Source organism: Thermopolyspora flexuosa (assembly GCF_006716785.1).
Lineage (GTDB): Bacteria > Actinomycetota > Actinomycetes > Streptosporangiales > Streptosporangiaceae > Thermopolyspora > Thermopolyspora flexuosa.
Genome location: NZ_VFPQ01000001.1, coordinates 221361 through 237649, shown reverse-complemented (window position 1 = coordinate 237649; position 16289 = coordinate 221361). Strand labels below are relative to the sequence as shown.

At 72.6% G+C, this 16289-nt stretch carries 16 protein-coding genes; 8 read left to right on the top strand and 8 right to left on the bottom strand.

The features are described from left to right. Positions 1–7 precede the first annotated feature (7 nt). Positions 8–865: a 16S rRNA (cytidine(1402)-2'-O)-methyltransferase gene (gene rsmI / locus FHX40_RS01080; protein WP_142257867.1), complete on the bottom strand. Its 858-nt coding sequence runs from the start codon at positions 863–865 to the stop codon at positions 8–10. A 156-nt stretch (positions 866–1021) separates the two neighbouring features. Between rsmI and FHX40_RS01075 the strand changes: the two genes are divergently transcribed. From FHX40_RS01075 to FHX40_RS01065, 3 genes are all read left to right on the top strand, one after another. Further along, positions 1022–2659, top strand: a complete 1638-nt coding sequence (locus tag FHX40_RS01075) for a dolichyl-phosphate-mannose--protein mannosyltransferase (protein WP_306465711.1) — start codon at positions 1022–1024, stop codon at positions 2657–2659. A gap of 84 nt (positions 2660–2743) precedes the next feature. After that, positions 2744–4081 (top strand): hypothetical protein, encoded by a 1338-nt coding sequence (locus FHX40_RS01070; RefSeq protein ID WP_229788820.1) that lies wholly within the window; start codon positions 2744–2746, stop codon positions 4079–4081. A 135-nt stretch (positions 4082–4216) separates the two neighbouring features. Beyond that, entirely contained in the window at positions 4217–5176 is a 960-nt protein-coding gene (locus FHX40_RS01065) for an RpnC/YadD family protein (protein WP_142257865.1), read from the top strand. A gap of 56 nt (positions 5177–5232) precedes the next feature. Here the strand turns inward: FHX40_RS01065 and FHX40_RS01060 are convergent, their stop codons facing one another. Continuing rightward, positions 5233–5985, bottom strand: a complete 753-nt coding sequence (locus FHX40_RS01060) for a GNAT family N-acetyltransferase (RefSeq protein WP_142257864.1) — start codon at positions 5983–5985, stop codon at positions 5233–5235. A 225-nt stretch (positions 5986–6210) separates the two neighbouring features. Here FHX40_RS01060 and FHX40_RS01055 point away from each other — a divergent pair, with 225 nt between their 5' ends. Further along, positions 6211–7050: an alpha/beta hydrolase family protein gene (locus FHX40_RS01055; RefSeq protein ID WP_142257863.1), complete on the top strand. Its 840-nt coding sequence runs from the start codon at positions 6211–6213 to the stop codon at positions 7048–7050. A 31-nt stretch (positions 7051–7081) separates the two neighbouring features. Here the strand turns inward: FHX40_RS01055 and FHX40_RS01050 are convergent, their stop codons facing one another. Together FHX40_RS01050 and FHX40_RS01045 are read right to left on the bottom strand one after the other, a co-directional pair. Beyond that, positions 7082–7459, bottom strand: a complete 378-nt coding sequence (locus tag FHX40_RS01050) for a hypothetical protein (RefSeq protein WP_142257862.1) — start codon at positions 7457–7459, stop codon at positions 7082–7084. Next, a complete protein-coding gene (locus FHX40_RS01045) occupies positions 7456–7908 on the bottom strand; it encodes a hypothetical protein (protein WP_142257861.1) in 453 nt (150 codons plus the stop codon). Before FHX40_RS01045 ends, FHX40_RS01050 begins: the two co-directional genes overlap by 4 nt. Positions 7909–8046: 138 nt before the next feature. Between FHX40_RS01045 and FHX40_RS01040 the strand changes: the two genes are divergently transcribed. From FHX40_RS01040 to FHX40_RS01030, 3 genes are all read left to right on the top strand, one after another. After that, entirely contained in the window at positions 8047–9366 is a 1320-nt protein-coding gene (locus FHX40_RS01040) for a helix-turn-helix domain-containing protein (protein ID WP_142257860.1), read from the top strand. 20 nt (positions 9367–9386) lie between these two features. Beyond that, positions 9387–10310, top strand: coding sequence for a hypothetical protein (locus FHX40_RS01035; protein WP_142257859.1), 924 nt, complete (start codon positions 9387–9389; stop codon positions 10308–10310). 172 nt (positions 10311–10482) lie between these two features. After that, positions 10483–11412 carry a tetratricopeptide repeat protein gene (locus FHX40_RS01030; protein ID WP_142257858.1) on the top strand — a complete coding sequence of 310 codons (930 nt, stop codon included), beginning with the start codon at positions 10483–10485 and terminating at the stop codon, positions 11410–11412. Between the two features lie 97 nt (positions 11413–11509). Here FHX40_RS01030 and FHX40_RS01025 read toward each other — a convergent pair whose 3' ends face one another. Further along, a complete protein-coding gene (locus FHX40_RS01025; protein WP_170198671.1) occupies positions 11510–12700 on the bottom strand; it encodes an MFS transporter in 1191 nt (396 codons plus the stop codon). Positions 12701–13001: 301 nt separating this feature from the next. Further along, a complete protein-coding gene (locus FHX40_RS01020) occupies positions 13002–13703 on the bottom strand; it encodes a type 1 glutamine amidotransferase domain-containing protein (RefSeq protein ID WP_142257856.1) in 702 nt (233 codons plus the stop codon). 187 nt (positions 13704–13890) lie between these two features. Here FHX40_RS01020 and FHX40_RS01015 point away from each other — a divergent pair, with 187 nt between their 5' ends. Then, a complete protein-coding gene (locus FHX40_RS01015) occupies positions 13891–14793 on the top strand; it encodes a LysR family transcriptional regulator (protein ID WP_142261464.1) in 903 nt (300 codons plus the stop codon). A gap of 26 nt (positions 14794–14819) precedes the next feature. On the opposite strand, the gene FHX40_RS01010 is transcribed toward FHX40_RS01015, so the two are convergent. Both FHX40_RS01010 and FHX40_RS01005 read right to left on the bottom strand, forming a co-directional pair. Beyond that, entirely contained in the window at positions 14820–15560 is a 741-nt protein-coding gene (locus tag FHX40_RS01010) for an SAM-dependent methyltransferase (protein ID WP_142257855.1), read from the bottom strand. A 131-nt stretch (positions 15561–15691) separates the two neighbouring features. Next, the gene (locus tag FHX40_RS01005; protein WP_142257854.1) at positions 15692–16156 is read right to left on the bottom strand and encodes a GNAT family N-acetyltransferase; all 465 of its coding nucleotides are present in this window, start codon (positions 16154–16156) and stop codon (positions 15692–15694) included. Positions 16157–16289: the final 133 nt, after the last annotated feature.

Here is a 16289-nt window from a genome sequence, read left to right as displayed (position 1 = left end):
CCGAGGGTCAGGCGTGGACCGCCGCGTACAGCTCCCGCTTGGACACCCCGGCGGACCTGGCGACCTCGGCGATCGCCTGCTTGCGCGGCACGCCCTGCTCCTCGCGCCGGGCCACCTCGGCGACGAGCTCGGCCATGTCGCGGGCGCCCCGCTCGGCCACGTGGCCGCCGACCACGACGGTGATCTCGCCGCGCACCTCCCCGGCCGCCCACTCGGCGAGCTCGCCGAGGCCGCCGCGCCGTACCTCCTCGTAGGTCTTGGACAGCTCGCGGCACACCGCGGCGGGCCGGTCGGGCCCGAACGCCTCGGCCATCGCCGCGAGGGCCGCGTGCAGGCGGTGCGGCGCCTCGAAGAAGATCATCGTGCGCTCCTCGGTGGCGAGCGCGGCGAGGCGGCGGGCGCGCTCCCCCGCCTTGCGCGGCAGGAAGCCCTCGAAGCAGAACCGGTCGCTGGGCAGCCCGGACACCGCGAGCGCGGTGGTCACCGCGGACGGCCCGGGCAGCGCGGTGACCCGGATCCCGTGCTCGACCGCGAGCCGGGTGAGCCGGTAGCCGGGGTCGGACACCCCGGGCATGCCCGCGTCGGTGATCACCAGTACGGTCCGCCCGGCGAGCAGCTCCTCGAGCAGCTCGGCGGCCCGGGTCGCCTCGTTCACGTCGTAGTACGACACCACCCGGCCGGTGACCGTCACCCCGAGGTCGGCGGCGAGCCGGCGCAGCCGCCGGGTGTCCTCGGCGGCGACCACGTCGGCCTCGGCGAGCGCCGCCCGCAGCCGCGGCGAGGCGTCGCCCACCTGGCCGATCGGGGCCCCGGCGAGCACCAGCAGCCCGCGGCCCTCCTCCGGCGTGCCCGCCGTACCGGTCATCGGCCCGTCCGTTCGGCCGTCATGCGCGTTGCCCACCCGCCCATCTTCCCGCTCCCGGCCCGCCGGCCGTCGAACCTCCCAGAGGAAAGCCGTCATATGGGGCATGCAGTCCTGTTTCTTAGGCCCGGGTTAATCGTCGCCCCGTACGATGGCCGAGTGGCCGTGACCGAATTCCAGAACCAGGCGAACGAGCGTCCGGGGCAGCCACCGAGAACCGCCGAGGAGGCCGCCGGGACGGTGCGCGAGGCGGGCTCGCTGCGCGACCGGCTGGTGCCCGCGATGCCCGGCGATCCCCGCTGGGGCTGGATCGGCGCGCTGCTCGTCACGGCCTTCGGCGGCTTTCTGCGCTTCTACAACCTCGCGGTCCCGCACGCGGTCGTCTTCGACGAGACCTACTACGCCAAGGACGCGCTCTCGCTGATCGAGTTCGGCGTGGAGCGCACGCCGGTGGACGACGCGGACAAGATGCTGCTCGCGGGCAACACCGACATCTGGAAGCAGTGCGCCGCCGACCAGGCCGACCAGTGCGCCGCGTACGTGGTGCACCCGCCGCTGGCGAAGTGGATGATCGGGCTCGGCGAGGCGCTGTTCGGCGCCACGCCGTTCGGCTGGCGGTTCGCCGCGGCGGTGGTGAGCACCCTCGGCATCCTCATCCTCACGCGGACGGCCCGCCGGATGACCCGCTCGACGCTGCTCGGCTGCCTCGCCGGGTTCCTGCTCGCGATCGAGGGACTGCACTTCGTGCTCGGGCGGTTCGCCCTGCTCGACGGGTTCCTCACGTTCTGGGTGATCGCCGGGTTCGCCTGCCTCGTGGTCGACCGGGACAAGATGCGGGAACGGCTCGTCGACTGGTACGAACGCTCCCCGCTCACCGACACCGGGCCGCGGCTCGGCATCCGGCCGTGGCGCATCGCGGCCGGGCTCTGCCTCGGCGCGGCGTGCGCCAGCAAGTGGAGCGGGATCTTCTTCCTCATCGGCTTCGCCGTGCTCAGTCTCATGTGGGACGCCGGGGCGCGGCGGGCGGTCGGGCTGCGCCGGCCGTACCGGGGGGTGTTCGCCTTCGACCTGCGGAACGCCGCGGTCGCGCTCGGGCTGGTGCCCGCGATCACCTACGTGGCGAGCTGGATCGGCTGGTTCGCCTCGCCGCTCGGCTACGGCCGCAACTGGGAGCAGGCGACCACGGCCGGGCCGGTGTTCTTCGTCGTCGACTCGGTGCGGTCGTGGTTCTCGTACCACTTCATGGTGCTGAACTTCCACACCGGGCTCGTGGCCAAGCACCCCTACCAGTCCGAGCCGTGGCAGTGGCCGCTGCTGCTGCGCCCGGTGGCGTTCTTCTGGGCCGACAAGCCGACCGGCTGTGGCGCGAAGGACTGCGCGCAGGCGGTGCTCGGCACCGGCACCCCGGTGATCTGGTACGGCGCGCTGGTGGCGATCGTCGGGCTCGTCGCCTACTACGTGGCGACCCGCGACTGGCGGGCCGGGGCGGTGCTGCTCGCCCTCGCGGTCGGCTGGCTGCCGTGGTTCTACTACGCCATCGCCGACAACCGGACCATGTTCCAGTTCTACGCGCTGCCGCTCGTCCCGTTCATGATCTTGGCGATCGTGCTCGTCGCCGGGCTGCTGCTCGGCACCGGCGGCGCGTCGCAGCGGCGGCGGCTGACCGGCGCGGTCGTGGTGGGCGCGTTCACGCTGCTGGCGCTGATCAACTTCGGGTGGCTGTACCCGGTTCTCGCCGGCGAACTCATCACGCACGCCGACTGGCACCGGCGCATGCTGTTCAATTCGTGGATCTGACGGTTGGACCGGGTGGGTGCTGACGTGATGCGCTATCGGGGGCGTGGCTTCGGGCATCGGCCGGGGCACGTGGGGTTCGGCCGGGTGCGGAGCGTTCCCGCGCCGGACGTCGCCGCGCTGCTCATCGAGCTGGAGCGGTCCGACCCGGCCACCGCGGACGCGGCCCGCCTCGCCGTCGACTGGCTCACCGGCGGCAGGCCGCTGGCGACGATCGCGCAGATCGACGTGTGCGACTTCCTCTGGTACACGCTGCCGGTCCGGATCGAGGCCACCGACGAGGAACGGCTGCGCATCGCCCACGCGCTCGGCCGCCTGCTGCGGCTCGGCGGCATGCCCCGGTACGCGGCGCTGTGCCTGTCCGGCACCACCGCGCGCATCCTGCGCACCTACCGGCGCGCGGGCGAGGAGGCGGGCCTCGCCGCCTGCCAGCGCGCCCTCGAGGCCACCGGCGTGCTCCCGCCGGACGTGCCCGAGCTCACCTGGAGCACGATCATGGGGCCGGAGGAGTCCGCCGCGCACACCGCCTGCTCGGCCGCGCTCGAGCTCGCCATCGTCTCCGGCGAGCTCACCCCCGGCGCGGACCGCGCCCGGGCCCGGCTCACCGCCCGCTGGCTGCTCACCCCGCGCCCCGAGCTCGGCGGCGACAACTGGCTGCAGCGGGTGCACGGCGAACGGCTCAACCGGTGGGTGCTCGGCCGCGGCGCCGCCCGCCGCGCCCTCGCCCAGCCGTACGAGGTACGGCTGCACGCCCCGGTGCCCCCGCCGGACGGCGACCACCTGGAGCCGCTGCGCTGGCTGCTCGAGCTCGGCGTGTCCGGGGTGCCGCTCACCCGGCGGCACAACCTCGCCCGCGCGGTCGCGATCGAGGCCGCCGAACGGTTCGGCTGGCGGGCCCGCGGCGGCCGGGTGCCGCGCGCCGAGGCCGACGTGCCCGAGCTGGTCACGCTGCACGGCATCGCCCGGGGCGAGCTGCGGGCGCTGCGCCGTACCGGGGCCAGGCTCGTGATCACCAACGAGGGCCGGCGCCTGCTCGACGACCCCGGCGCGATGTGGGACGCGGCCACCGCCGCGCTCACCGCGCCCGAGGACGGCGGCAGCGACGCCACGATGCACGAGATCGCCCTGATGATCCTCGCCGAGGGCCGCCCGCTCCGCGACGGCGAGCTCACCGCGCGGGTCGCCGAGGTCGCCGCGGTGGACGACCGCCGCCCGTACGGCGGTGCGGACGCCTCCCCGGCGGCGACGCACGGCCCGCAGGCGTCCCGGCTGCTCGACCGGCTGCGCCGCCGCCTCGACGCCTTCGGCCTGCGCGCCCGCCAGCGCTCGGGCGCCGAACAGCTCACCCCGGCCGGCCAGGCCGCCGCCCTCGCCGCCCTCCGCGCCCACGCGCTGCGCCCGCGCCGGTACATCACCCCGCGCTGACGCCGCCCCTGGCTCCCCGTGGGCCGGCTCCGGTTCCCCCCGCGCGCCGCGACGTCTTGGCGGCTCGCGTCGTCGCAGGCGGCCCGTACCTCAAAACGTGAACACGATTAGTAATCGTGTGGTAACGTCTCGCACATGCCATCCCCCCGGCACGACGCACTCAACAAACTCGTCCGAGAACACCCCCACCTACCCATCCGCCTGCTCCGCGAGATCGGCGGGATCGACCTCCCTGTCGGCGGCCGGCTCTCGGTCGGCCCCGGCGACCTGCGCGACCGCATCTCCCGTGAGCTGCACGCCGACACGGTCGTGTTCTGCGGCCCGCTGCAGGACCGCTGGTACTCGGTCATCGTCGAGGTCGAGACCCACATGTCCGAGGACAAGCTGCGCCAGACCGCGGTCGCCGCGAACATCCTGTGGCTGGAGACCCGCAAACCCGTCTACGTGGTCTTCCTCACCCCCGACCCGGACGCGGCCCGCTTCACCAAGGCCGTGCAGGTCGGCGACGGTTGCGTGAGCGTCACCATCACCCCGGTGATCGCCGGACCCGGCGAGATCCCCGTGCTGACCAGCCCCGAGGCGATGGCCGACGACCTGTTGATGGCGGCGCTGTCGGTGATGGCGCACGGGCATCGCCGGGAAGTGACCGAGGCGTTCGTCAAGCTTCTGGGCGATCTGCCGGCCGATGACGCTACGTCTCTGTTTGGTTACACTATCGACATGGCCGGGCCTGAGGCTCGCCGGCGTCTGGAGGAGACCGTGTCCGTCTACGTCCCCAAGCACAGCCCCTGGGCACAAAACCTCTACCGCGAGGGCGAGACCGCCGGATTCGCAAAGGGCGAGACCGCCGGATTCGCAAAGGGCGAGGCCGCGGGATTCGCCAAGGGCGAGGCTGCAGGACTCGCCAAAGGAGAGGCGGCCTCGGTGCTCACGATTCTCCGCCACCGCGGCATCGACGTACCACCTGAGCGAGAACAGCAGATCAAAGACTGCACCGACCGGGACCGCCTCGACCTGTGGCTCCGGCGCGCCCTGGACGCCACCCACATCGACGACCTCTTCGACGACACCACCGAGCCTCAGTCCAGTTCGTAGGGCCTCTTATATCGGTGGTCGGCGGCACGCCGTCAGGCCGTACTGCTGGAGCACGGCTAGCCCACGCGGGCGGCGGCGATGCCGCGGCGGGTGAGGCCGAGGCGGGTGTAGACGCGGATCGCGGCGTGGTTGTCGGCGTCGACCATGAGGGCCACCCGGCCGTGTGCGGCGAGCAGGGCGGTGGCGATGTGGCGGCACACCGCCTCGGCGTACCTGCGGCCCCGGTGGGCGGGCGCGGTGGCCACGCCGGCGATGAGGCCCACGGTCGGGGACGACCAGGCGTCGGCGGCGCAGGCGACGAGCTCGCCGTCCCGCCACGCCCCGGCCCAGCGGCGCACGCCGGGCAGCCCCGGCTGGGCCCATGAGGTGGGCGAGGCCACCTCGAGCAGGTTCGCGACCTTGGGGTCCTCGTCCGGGTCCAGCCAGCGGACGGCCACGCCGTCGGCCGAGGCGGCCGTGCCGTACGGGCCGGGCGGGGTGAGGCGGTCGGTGTCCATCCAGTCGAAGACGACGTAGGACTCGAGTTCCGGCAGCCGGGCGGTGAGCTCACGGACGAAGGGCTCGTCACCGACCACGCGGAAGGTGGGACCGCATTCGGCGAGGGCGTGCCGGACCAGGCCGGCGGCCGGGCCGGGGTCGCCGATGACGATGATGCGGTCACGGCGGAACAGGTCGGGGGCGGCGACGGCGACGGCGTTCCCCGCAGCCCACGCGCGTACGCCCGGCTTCATGCCCTGGGCGGCCCACATGATCAGCGCGTCGTCGGCGCACGCGGAACGGACCTCGTCGGCCGACTTCAGCTCACGCATCGGTCTCCGGCAAAGGCGTCACACATACGAGGGTACGTCCGCGGACCGGCGCCTCCGCGTGGCGGTCGTCCCGTGATCGCGCGCCCCGGCGTTCGCCCAGGTGAGGGCGGGCATGCCGGTCGCGGGGCCGGGCGGCCTCCCGGCGCCCGAACCCGCCGCGATCACGTGTGGCCGCCGGTGTTACCCTCTGCGTCGAATGACCCATTGGCGGTGAACGTGGGAAACATGCTCGACGCCCTCTTCACGGATCCCCCGCGCGACCTGACGCCCCCGGCCGAGACGCCCGCGGTCGCGTTCCGCAGCGGCGGCGAGGAGCTCGCCGGGGTGCTGCACATCCCGGCGGGGCCGGGCCCGCACCCGATCGTGGTGATCCTCCACGGCTTCCCCGGCTACGAGCGCAACTTCGACATCGCGCAGGCGCTGCGCCGGGCCGGGTACGCCACGCTGGTGTTCCACTACCGCGGCTCGTGGGGCATGGGCGGCTCCTACTCGTGGGCGAAGGTGCTCGCCGACGCCGCCACGGTCGTCGCCGCCGTCCGCGACCCCGGCTTCGCGTCGCGGCACCGGCTCGACCCCGGGCGGGTCGCGGTCGCCGGGCACAGCCTCGGCGGCTTCACCGCCCTGCACACCGCGGCCGCCGATCCCGCGGTCGCCGCCGTCGTCTCCATCGCCCCGTTCGACTTCGGCGCGATGGGCGTGGCCTGCCGTACCGACGCCGAGCAGCGGGACTGGTGCCTGCGGATGTTCGAGGAGTGCATGCTGCCGCTGCGCGGCACCTCCCCGCAGGCCCTGCTCACCGAGATGGAGACCGCCGGGGAGGCGTGGCGGCTCGCCGACCTCGCGCCGCGGCTCGCCGACCGGCCCGTGCTGCTGGTCGGCGCGGGCCGGGACACCGTCTCCCCCGAGCCGTTCCACGTCCGCCCGGTCGTCGAGGCGTACCGGCGGCACCCGGTCGAGCGGCTCGAGCACCACGTGCTGCCCACCGACCACGCGCTCTCCGACCACCGCATCGCGCTCATCCGCCTGGTCGCCGACTTCCTCCACCGCCACTTCGCCAAGCCGTGACCGCCGGGCGGGCCCGCCGTACGGCGGGCCGTCAGCGGCGTCCCTCCGGCGGCGCGGCGTCGAGGATCCACAGGCTGAGCGGGCTCTCGCCGGAGTCGTCCGCGGCGAGCTCGGACTCGAGCAGCGTGCCCACGGCGACGATCACGCCGCTCCGGGTGTCCCGCCAGGCGCAGGCCACGGCCGAGCCGTACCGGTAGGACGGGTACGGCACCGCGAGGATGTCCAGCCGCGCCCGCCGGATCGACCCGCGCGCCCCGTACGGCATCGCCGTCAGCGCCTCGACCAGCCGCCGCTTGGCCACCCCGAACACGTCGGTGACGCCGTAGACGCCGTATCCCTGGCCGCTGTCGGCCTGGTAGACGTACAGCAGCGGCTCGCCGGGGTGCGCGGGGTGGACGCCGCCGCTCATGCCCGCGCCCGCCGGAGTCCGTGCGCCCGCGCCTCGGCTTGGCGCATGAGCGCGCGCAGGCCTGCGATCGTCGGTGCCTCGACCCCGGCCAGGCCGGGCAGCGGCCAGGCCGGCACCGCGTAGAAGCGCCGCGCCCACACCCGGTAGACGATCACCCAGTCCGGCTCGACCAGGTCGAGCCCGGCCGCGGCCGCCTGTTCCCGCACGTCCCACCGGATCGGCGTCCAGGCCACGCGCGGCACCCCTCGCCGGTGCCGCCCGCGGCCCGGTCCGCCACGTCTTGTCCCCGTCCCCGCGCCGCCGATGCGGCGGCATACCAGCACGCCAGTGATCGCGATCGCGACGACCAGGCCGACGATGAGCGACAAATGGTCGGAGATGCTCGCATTTATCGCATACCCCAAACCGGGCATATCTGAAGAATCGCGGACGATATCGAGATCACTCATGAATTCGCTCCAGATGGCTCACCATTGCCTGTGGTTTGCCGTTCGGAAACGAATCATGGGACTACTCATGAGGAACGCGTGTACTTTTGATGTAGGAGAGCTCACATCCCGCTACCGTCAGAATCAGGGAGTGTGGGAATGCCGCGTAAACCCGAGCCGGTGAACCCCTGCGAGTCCCCGTGGCATCTGCTCGGCGCCGAACTCCGGTATTGGCGCGACCAGGTCCGCGGCCTCACCCTGCGACAGGCGGGCAAACTGGCATTCTGCGACGACGCCGACCTGTCCAAATGGGAGCGGGGACTTGCGCGCCCGCAGGCCGACACGGTACGCCGCCTGGACGAGGTCTACGGCGCGAACGGACGGCTGATCGCACTCCACGCCTTTGTTGCCGAACTGGAGCGGCTACGTATTCTGGTAAGAAAAACACAATCAAATGGGGTGGACGCCACGGAACGCCGACAAGTATTACAGTTCGCCGCGGTGAGCGCCGGATTCGGCGCGCTCAATCCGACGGCCGAGCCCATTCGCCAGCTCCTCCACATGGACCTGCCCGACGATCGCACGGTGGAAGACTGGCAAACCGCCTGTAGCGATCATTTAAAGGCCCTCCGCACCCGGCCGCCCGACAAGGTGAGTACCGACCTGTGCTCCGACCTCATCGAGCTGCAGCGGCAACTCCGCATCACCTCGAACGCCACCGAGGTCATCGAGCTGCGCCGGGTCGTGGCCGCGCTTTCCTACCTCCAGGCCATCGTGCTGTCCCGTTTGGGCGAGCACGTCGCGGCGCTGCGCTGGTGGCAGACAGCACGAACGGCCGCGGACGCCACAGGTGACCTCCATCTCCGGCTCGGCATCCGCGCCAGCACGGCGGGCCACATGCTGGGACATGGACAGCGCAATGCGGCGGCCGTGCTCCGGCTCGCCGACCAAGCCCGGGAGCTGGCCGGTGACGCGCACTCCATGGGAACCGCGTTCATCCAGTGCACGCGCGCCAAGGCGCTCGCCACGCTCGGCCGACACAAGGAGGCCCGAGCGGCACTGCGCGAATGCCGGAACGTGATGGAAGCGGCCCCGCCGGCCGCGGACATCATGCCGGAGGTCTGGTACATGCGCGGAGGCCAGCTGGAGTACTCCGAACTGTGGGTCAGCGCGGAGGCGGGTGACGAGAAGGCCACACTTGAGGCGCGCGATCGCGTCCTGTCGTTGGCCGAGGATTACGAGTACCGCATCATCGCGCACTTGCATCTCGCGATGTGCACTGTGAAGGCCGGTGGGATGGTCGAGGGTGTCCGGTACGCCACGGACACGATCGGCAGCGTACCCCCAGAATTCCGGACAAATTACATCGATAAGTTCGGCGGCCAACTTCTCCAGATCATCCCGGAGGAACAGCGCCAGCACCCCGCCGTCAACGACCTTCGGCACCTGTTGATCACGAAACCTCACGTCAGCATCTGACCGGGTGGGGAAACCGACTCGTGGAGCGCAGGGAGTTCTTGGCCGCGGCCGCGGCCGCGCCCTTCGTCGCGCCCCGTGGCTCGGACTACCGAGATCGCGAACATCTGAAAGCCCTGTCCGTCTCTCTTGAGCGCGGCAGGAACGCACTCGGTGGAACTCCGCTGGTCTCGAGCTCCCTTGCCCACGCCGTATCGGCACTTTCGGCGATCGACGGAAACAAGGACAGGGCGACGTTCGCCGCGGCCGCGGAGTTGATGTCGCAGATCGCCCTCGTTCTGTACGACGCCGGAAGACTGCCACAGGCCAGACAGATCGCGGCATTCGAGCTTGAATTCGCGCTATGCGCCGGCGACCCGGACCGCCAGGCCCACGCGTACGACAACCTGAGCCGCCTGAGCCTTTACTCAGGTGATCATGCGCGCGGGATCCGGTACGCCCGGCAAGGTCTTCGCATCCCCGACCTTTCCCCAGAACGGCGGGCCTCGCTGTACATGCGGCTCGGGCGCTGCCTCGCCCGCACCCCAGGCGGGGAGTGCGCCGCGCGCGCCGCGCTCGGCACCGCCCTGGAAGCCCACGGTCTCTCGCCGCTTGACCAGGCCACGATCGCTGGAGACGTCGGCGTCGGCATGATCCACCTGCGCGAACACGCCGAAGCCCAGACGCTGCTCGGCACGGCGATCAATCGGATCGGCCAAGCGTCACCGCTGTTCCACGCGCAGTACCTCGGCCGCCGGATTCAGGCCGCCCTTCGGGCCGGGGACCTCTCGCTCGCGAGCGAGTACATGGACCGCCTGTCGCGAGCGCTACCCCTCGTCACGTCCGGACGCGTGGACAGGCGCGTGGCCCGGATCCTCGACGCGACCGCAGCCATGAACGATCCGGAGCTGCGCGCCGCCCGAGACCGGCTGCGGGACGTGGCGGCGACCAGGAGAGGCGAGGCATGACCTTGAAGGCCTCTTTGGTGTGGACACCGAGTCAGACCATAGCCAGGCACGAGGGCTCACCGCCCTCCGTCCGGACAAGGGGGTCACCACGGAACGCCGACATCTGCTACTGCTCACGGCCGTAAGCGCCGGACTCGGCGCGTTCGACCAGTCGGGAGGCCTAGAGCGCTGGATGCTGCGCCTGGGGCTTCCCGAAGGCCGCACGGTCGAGGACTGGCACCTTGCCTGTAACGAGCACCTGAAAGCGATTCACACTCTCCCGCCCGCCAGGGCAAGCGCCGACCTGAACGCCGATCTTGCCACTCTGCGGCGGCGGCTCCACAGCGCCTCGAACGCCACCGATATCACCGAACTGCGCCGGGTCATGGCCGTACTCTCCTCACTACAAGCCAATGTGCTGTCACGTCTCGGCGAGCGCGACGAGGCGCTGCGCTGGTGGCACACCGCCCGTGCTGCCGCGGACGCCACGGGAGATCTCCATCTGCAGCTCGGGATCCGTGCCACGTCAGGGGGCCATGCTCTGGGGCACGGGCAGCGCGATCCGGCGACGGTTCTCCGTCTCGCCGATGAGGCACTGGAGTCGGCGGGCGACGCGCACTCCACGGGCCGGGCGTTCTTGCTGTGCACACGCGCCAAGGCGCTCGCCACCCTGGGCAGGCACGGCGATGCTCAAGCCACGCTTCAGGAGTGCCGGGACGTGATGGAGTCGGAGCCACCGGCCGCGAGCATCATGCCGACGGTCTGGCGTATGCAGGGCGGTCAGCTGGAGTACTCCGAAGTGTGGGTCAACGCCGAAGCGGGCGACGAAGAAGCGACCGCCGAGGCCTGCGAACGCGTGCTGTCGGTCGTTCAGGACTACCAGTACCGCGTCATGTCAAACCTGCAACTGGCCTTGTGCACGGTGAGAAGCGGCGGGGTCCTGGAGGGGGTGCGGCACGCCGCCACCACGATCGGCGACCTTCCCGCGCAGTACCGGACGAACCAGGTCGACCAGATCGGGCGGAGACTCCTGCAGGCCGTACCCGCCGGAGAACGTCACCGCCCGGCGGTCGTTGAACTGCGCGATCTGCTCGCCACAGGGCCGCGACATGTCGGCGTCTGACGTCGGGTCCACAACGCGTCAGACAATCCGGCCTTCGCGACGCCCGCGAACGGCGGCACGGCATGGCGGAGGCCGTGCCGTACCCCGATGGCCGAGGTCAGGACACCGCCTGATCGTCCTTGACGGCCTCGGCCGGGCTCGGGGCGGGGGCCGGGGCCGCGGGGCGGCGGCGCAGCAGGAGGGCGGCGGCGACGCAGAGGACGGTGCCGAGGTAGTACGGCAGGGCGAGGTGGACGTCGAAGGCGGCGCCGGCGGCCACAGGGCTGATGGCGCGGGCCGCGGCGGAGGAGGACTGGCCGACGCCGAAGGCGCCGCCGAGGGCCGCGCCGGCCGCCTCGGCGATGAGGGCGGAGGTGGCCGTGGTCATCAGGCCCTGACCGGCGGCCAGTACGGCGAGGCCGACGTAGTTCAGCCAGGTCACGCCGAGCGGGAGGGCGAGCAGGCCGACGGCCATGAGCAGAGTGCCGCCGACGGCGACGCGGCGGTCGCCGTACCGGGCGGAGAGCTTGCCCACGAGGCCGCCCTGCACCGCGGCCATGACCAGGCCGACGCCGGTGAAGACGATGCCGAGCCCGGCCGGGCCGAGGTCGTACAGGCGCTCCCCGAGCAGCGCGTACGTGGCCTCCATGCCGGTGAACGCGAACGTCCCGGCGAAGATCGCGATGAGGACGGGCCGCATGGACGACACGCGCAGCGCGGTGACGAGCACGGCGGGCGAGGCGTTGCGGGGAGCGCGCCCGCCGTCCTGCTCCGCCGTACGAGCCGGGGTCTGCCGGGGCAGCAGCAGGAGCCCGGCGAGGAAGTTGGCGAGGGCGATGCCGCCCGCGACGAAGCTCACCCCGGCGAACCCGAGACCGGACAGCGCCGCGCCGATGGCGGGCCCGAACACGAAGCCCATGCCGATCGAGGCGCCGACCATGCCGAGCGCCTTGGTGCGTTCCCGCGGCTCGGTGAGGTCCACGACGTACGCCTGGCCGACCGGGATCGCGCCGCCGCACAGCCCGGCCACCAGCCGGGCGGCGAACAGCGTGAGCAGGGAGTTCGCGAGGCCGGTCAGCGCGAGGGAGACCGCCGACCCGAGGAGGGCGGCCAGCAGCACCGGCCGCCGCCCGAACCGGTCGGACAGCAGCCCCAGCACCGGCCCGGCGACGAACTGCGCCGCCGCGTACGCGGTGAGCACGCCGCCCACCCACAGCCCGGAGCCGCCAAGCTGCTCGGCGTGGAACGGCAGCAGCGGCAGGATGATGCCGAACCCGAGCATGTCGACGAAGACGGCCAGGTAGATCACGGGCAACGCTCTTCGCCGCATGATGGTTCGCCTCTTTCACGTGCCGTCGGTGGTGAAGCGGGCGCCATCATATCGGCAGCGCACCACCGCTCCCGCAGGCGGATGGGCGAAACCGCCGAGGTCATGAGGGCCTCGCCCGGCCGCCGGCGCGGCGCCGGTCGGTGCCCTGACGTACGCCGGGCCGCGGGTGCCGTACGGCCGGTCGCGCCTCGGCCGTACGGCACGGCGCGGTACGGGGGGGCCGAGGGTCGTGGCGACGGCCGTCCTCTGGCCAGTGCCCTCGGCGCGCCCGGCCGTACGGCTAGGCCTTGGCCTGCTCCCGCAGGGCCGCGACCGCGGCCTCGGCCACGCCGGTCGCGGAGGCCGGGTTCTGGCCGGTGACCAGGCGGCCGTCGACGACCACGTTCGCCTCGAAGTTCGGGGCCGGGACGTGGACGGCGCCGCGCTCGGTGAGCTTGTCGGCGAGCAGGAACGGCACCACCTCGGTGAGGCCGACCGCCGACTCCTCGTCGTTGGTGAACGCGGCCACCCGCTTGCCCGCGACCAGGTGGCTGCCGTCGCTCAGCGTGAGGTCGACGAGGCCGGCCGGGCCGTGGCAGACCGCGGCGACCACGCCGCCCTGCTCGTACACCTGGCGGCCGATCGCGGCGAGCTCGGCGTTCCCCGGGAAGTCCCACATGACGCCGTGCCCGCCCGCGTAGAGCACGATGCCGTACCGGGATGGGTCGACCTCGCTCGGCTTCGGCGTGTTCTTCAGCTTGGCCGACATCTCCGGGTCCTCGAGGAACCTCTGCTGCACCGGGTCGGACGGGTCGTGCCCGTCCATCGGCGGCTCGCCGCCCTTCACCGACACCAGGTCGACCGTCAGCCCGGCCTCGGCGAACACCTTCCACGGGTGGGCGACCTCCGGCAGGTAGAAGCCGGTGCTCCGCCCGGTGTCACCCAGCTCGCCGTGGCTGGTGAGCACGATCAGCGCGCGGTCACGCGAGGCGGCGTTGGACATGGTTCACTCCCCTCCAATCCGACGGACCGGGACGAACGGGATCCGGTCCGTGGGGAGGATGACCCACCGCGGGTATCACCGTCCAACAACCGTCGCTTGCACCGGTCATTACGAACGTGATAGGTCGGGCGGTGTGCCGGACGCCCGCCACCTGCCCCAACCGCCGTTTCCCGGCTCCGTGGACGACATCGACCTGACGCTGCTGCGCACCTTCCTCGCCGCGCACCGCGCCGGCTCGATGACCAAGGCCGCTGCCGAGCTGGGCCTGTCCCAGCCCGGGGTGACCGCCCAGATCCGGCGGCTGGAGCGGCGGCTCGGCGTCACCCTGTTCCACCGGGCCGGGCGGGGCCTGACCCCCACCGCCGCGGGCGACGAACTCGCCCTCCGGGTCGGCCCGCACCTCGACGCGCTGACCGCGGCGCTCAACGAGGTGGTGACCACGGCCGACTCGCCGTTCACCCGCACCGTGCTGCTCGGCGGGCCGCCCGAGCTCACCGCGGTCCGGGTGCTGCCGTCGCTCGGCGAGCTGTATTCGCGCGGCCTGCGGGTACGGGTCACCACCGGCCTCGCCGACGACCTGCTGGCCGAGCTGGCGGGCGGCGGCCTCGACCTGGTCGTCTCCACGATCCGGCCCCGCGGCCGGGCGATCACCGGGGTGCCGATCGCCGACGAGGAGTTCGTGCTCGTCGCCTCCCCGCAGCTCGCCGCGGGCCTCGACCGCGACCGGCTCGCCGCCGACCCGGCCGGCGTGCTGGCGGGCCTGCCGCTCGTCGCCTACAGCGAGGAGCTGCCGATCGTGCGCCGCTACTGGCGGCACGTGTTCGGCCGCCCCGTGCCGCGCGTACCGCCCGCGGTCGTCGTCGCCGACCTGCGCGCCGTCGCCGCCGCCTGCGCCGCCGGGGCCGGCTACACCGCGCTCCCCCGCTACCTGATCACCGACCTCCTGGCCGCCGGGCGGCTCGTCCTCCTCCACGAGCCCGAGGACCCGCCGATCAACACCTTCTACCTCGCCTGGCGCTCCTCCGCCGTCCCCCACCCGGCCGTCGGGGCGGTCCGCGCCCACCTGAAGGCGAGCGCCGCCCACTGGTGACCGCAGGGCGGCGTACGGCCGGCCGTTCAGCGGCGGCGCAGCACGAACACGCCCCAGCCCAGGTAGCGCCTGCCGTACTCGATGTGGCTGCGGCGGCAGCGCGCGAGGAACTCGCGTACCCGCTCGATGTCCGGATCGTCGGGGTTGACGCGGATCCAGTCGCTCAGCGTCCACCACTGGCTCGCCACGTACCGGTCCCAGTCGTCGGGATCGGCGAGGACCATCTCCAGCACCTCGAGGCCGCACGCCTCGAACCGGTCGAACGTCCCGGCGAGCGACAGGTGGGCGCCCGGCGCGAGGCCGAGCGCCTCGGCCGCGCCGGGAGGAGGCTCGTCCACCCAGTACGGCTCGCCGACGAGCAGGATGCCGTCCTGCTTGAGCGGCGGGAGCATGAGCGCGATCGTGCCCCGCACATCGCCCCCGATCCAGGTGGCCCCGAGGCAGGACACGACGTCGAACGCCTCCGGCTCGGCCCGGTGGTCCGCGGCGTCGCCGAGCTCGAACCTGACCCGATCGGTGACCCCGAGCTCCTCCGCCCGGCGGCGGGCCGCGTCCAGGAAGACCCGGCTGATGTCGATCCCGACCCCCTCGATCCCGTGGTCGGCGGCCCACCGGCAGAGCATCTCGCCCTTCCCGCAGCCGAGGTCGAGCAGCCGCATGCCGGGCCGCAGCCGGGCGATCCGGCCCAGGAGGTCGAGCTTCGCGTCGGTGAGCGGGTTGAGGATGCGGTGACCGCCCTCGGCGATCTCATGGAATCTGAGCGACATGCAGGGATGCTGCCTGTTTCTCCCGCCTGTTCTCCACCCGATTTCGGATCGCCCGCTGCAGGCCGCCGTCGTGCCGTGCCCGGCCGGTGCGCCCGGCGGCGCCGCCACGGCCGTGCCGTACCGGGTCGTCTTCAGGGCTTCCAGCACAGCAGGGGATCGGGATGCTCGGAGAAGCCGAGCTCCCGGTACAGCGCCTCGGCCTCGCGGGAGGCGGTGAGGTCGACCCGGGCCACCTCGCGCTCGCGGAACCAGTCGAGCAGGCCGAGCATGATCTCCCGCGCGTGCCCGCGCCGCCGGTACGCCGGGTCGGTGACCATGCCGAAGACGTGACCGATCCGCCCGTTGGCGAGGTGAGGACCGGGCAGCCACTGTTCGATCACGCCGACGCCGCACGCGGCCAGCCCGGTGTCGCCGTCCACCACGAGGATCCGGCAGTCCGGGTCGGCCAGCTTGTGCTCGAGCACCCGCGCCAGGGCCTCGCGCCAGTCGTCACCGGCGTTCGGAGGCTTGAAGAAGTCGCCGCCGAGGTCGTCGAAGAGCAGCGACCGGAGGCGGACGAGCTCCGGGATGTCGTGCACTGTCGCCGTTCGCGCCATGGGTCCAGCCTGATCGGCGATCTCTTACGGCTCAACCCTCGGGGCGGGCGTGTGGGGAACGCCGCCCCGGCACCGGCGTCCGCTCCGCCCACGCGGGCGGCGTACCGAAAGCAGAAGGGCCACCTCCGGATCC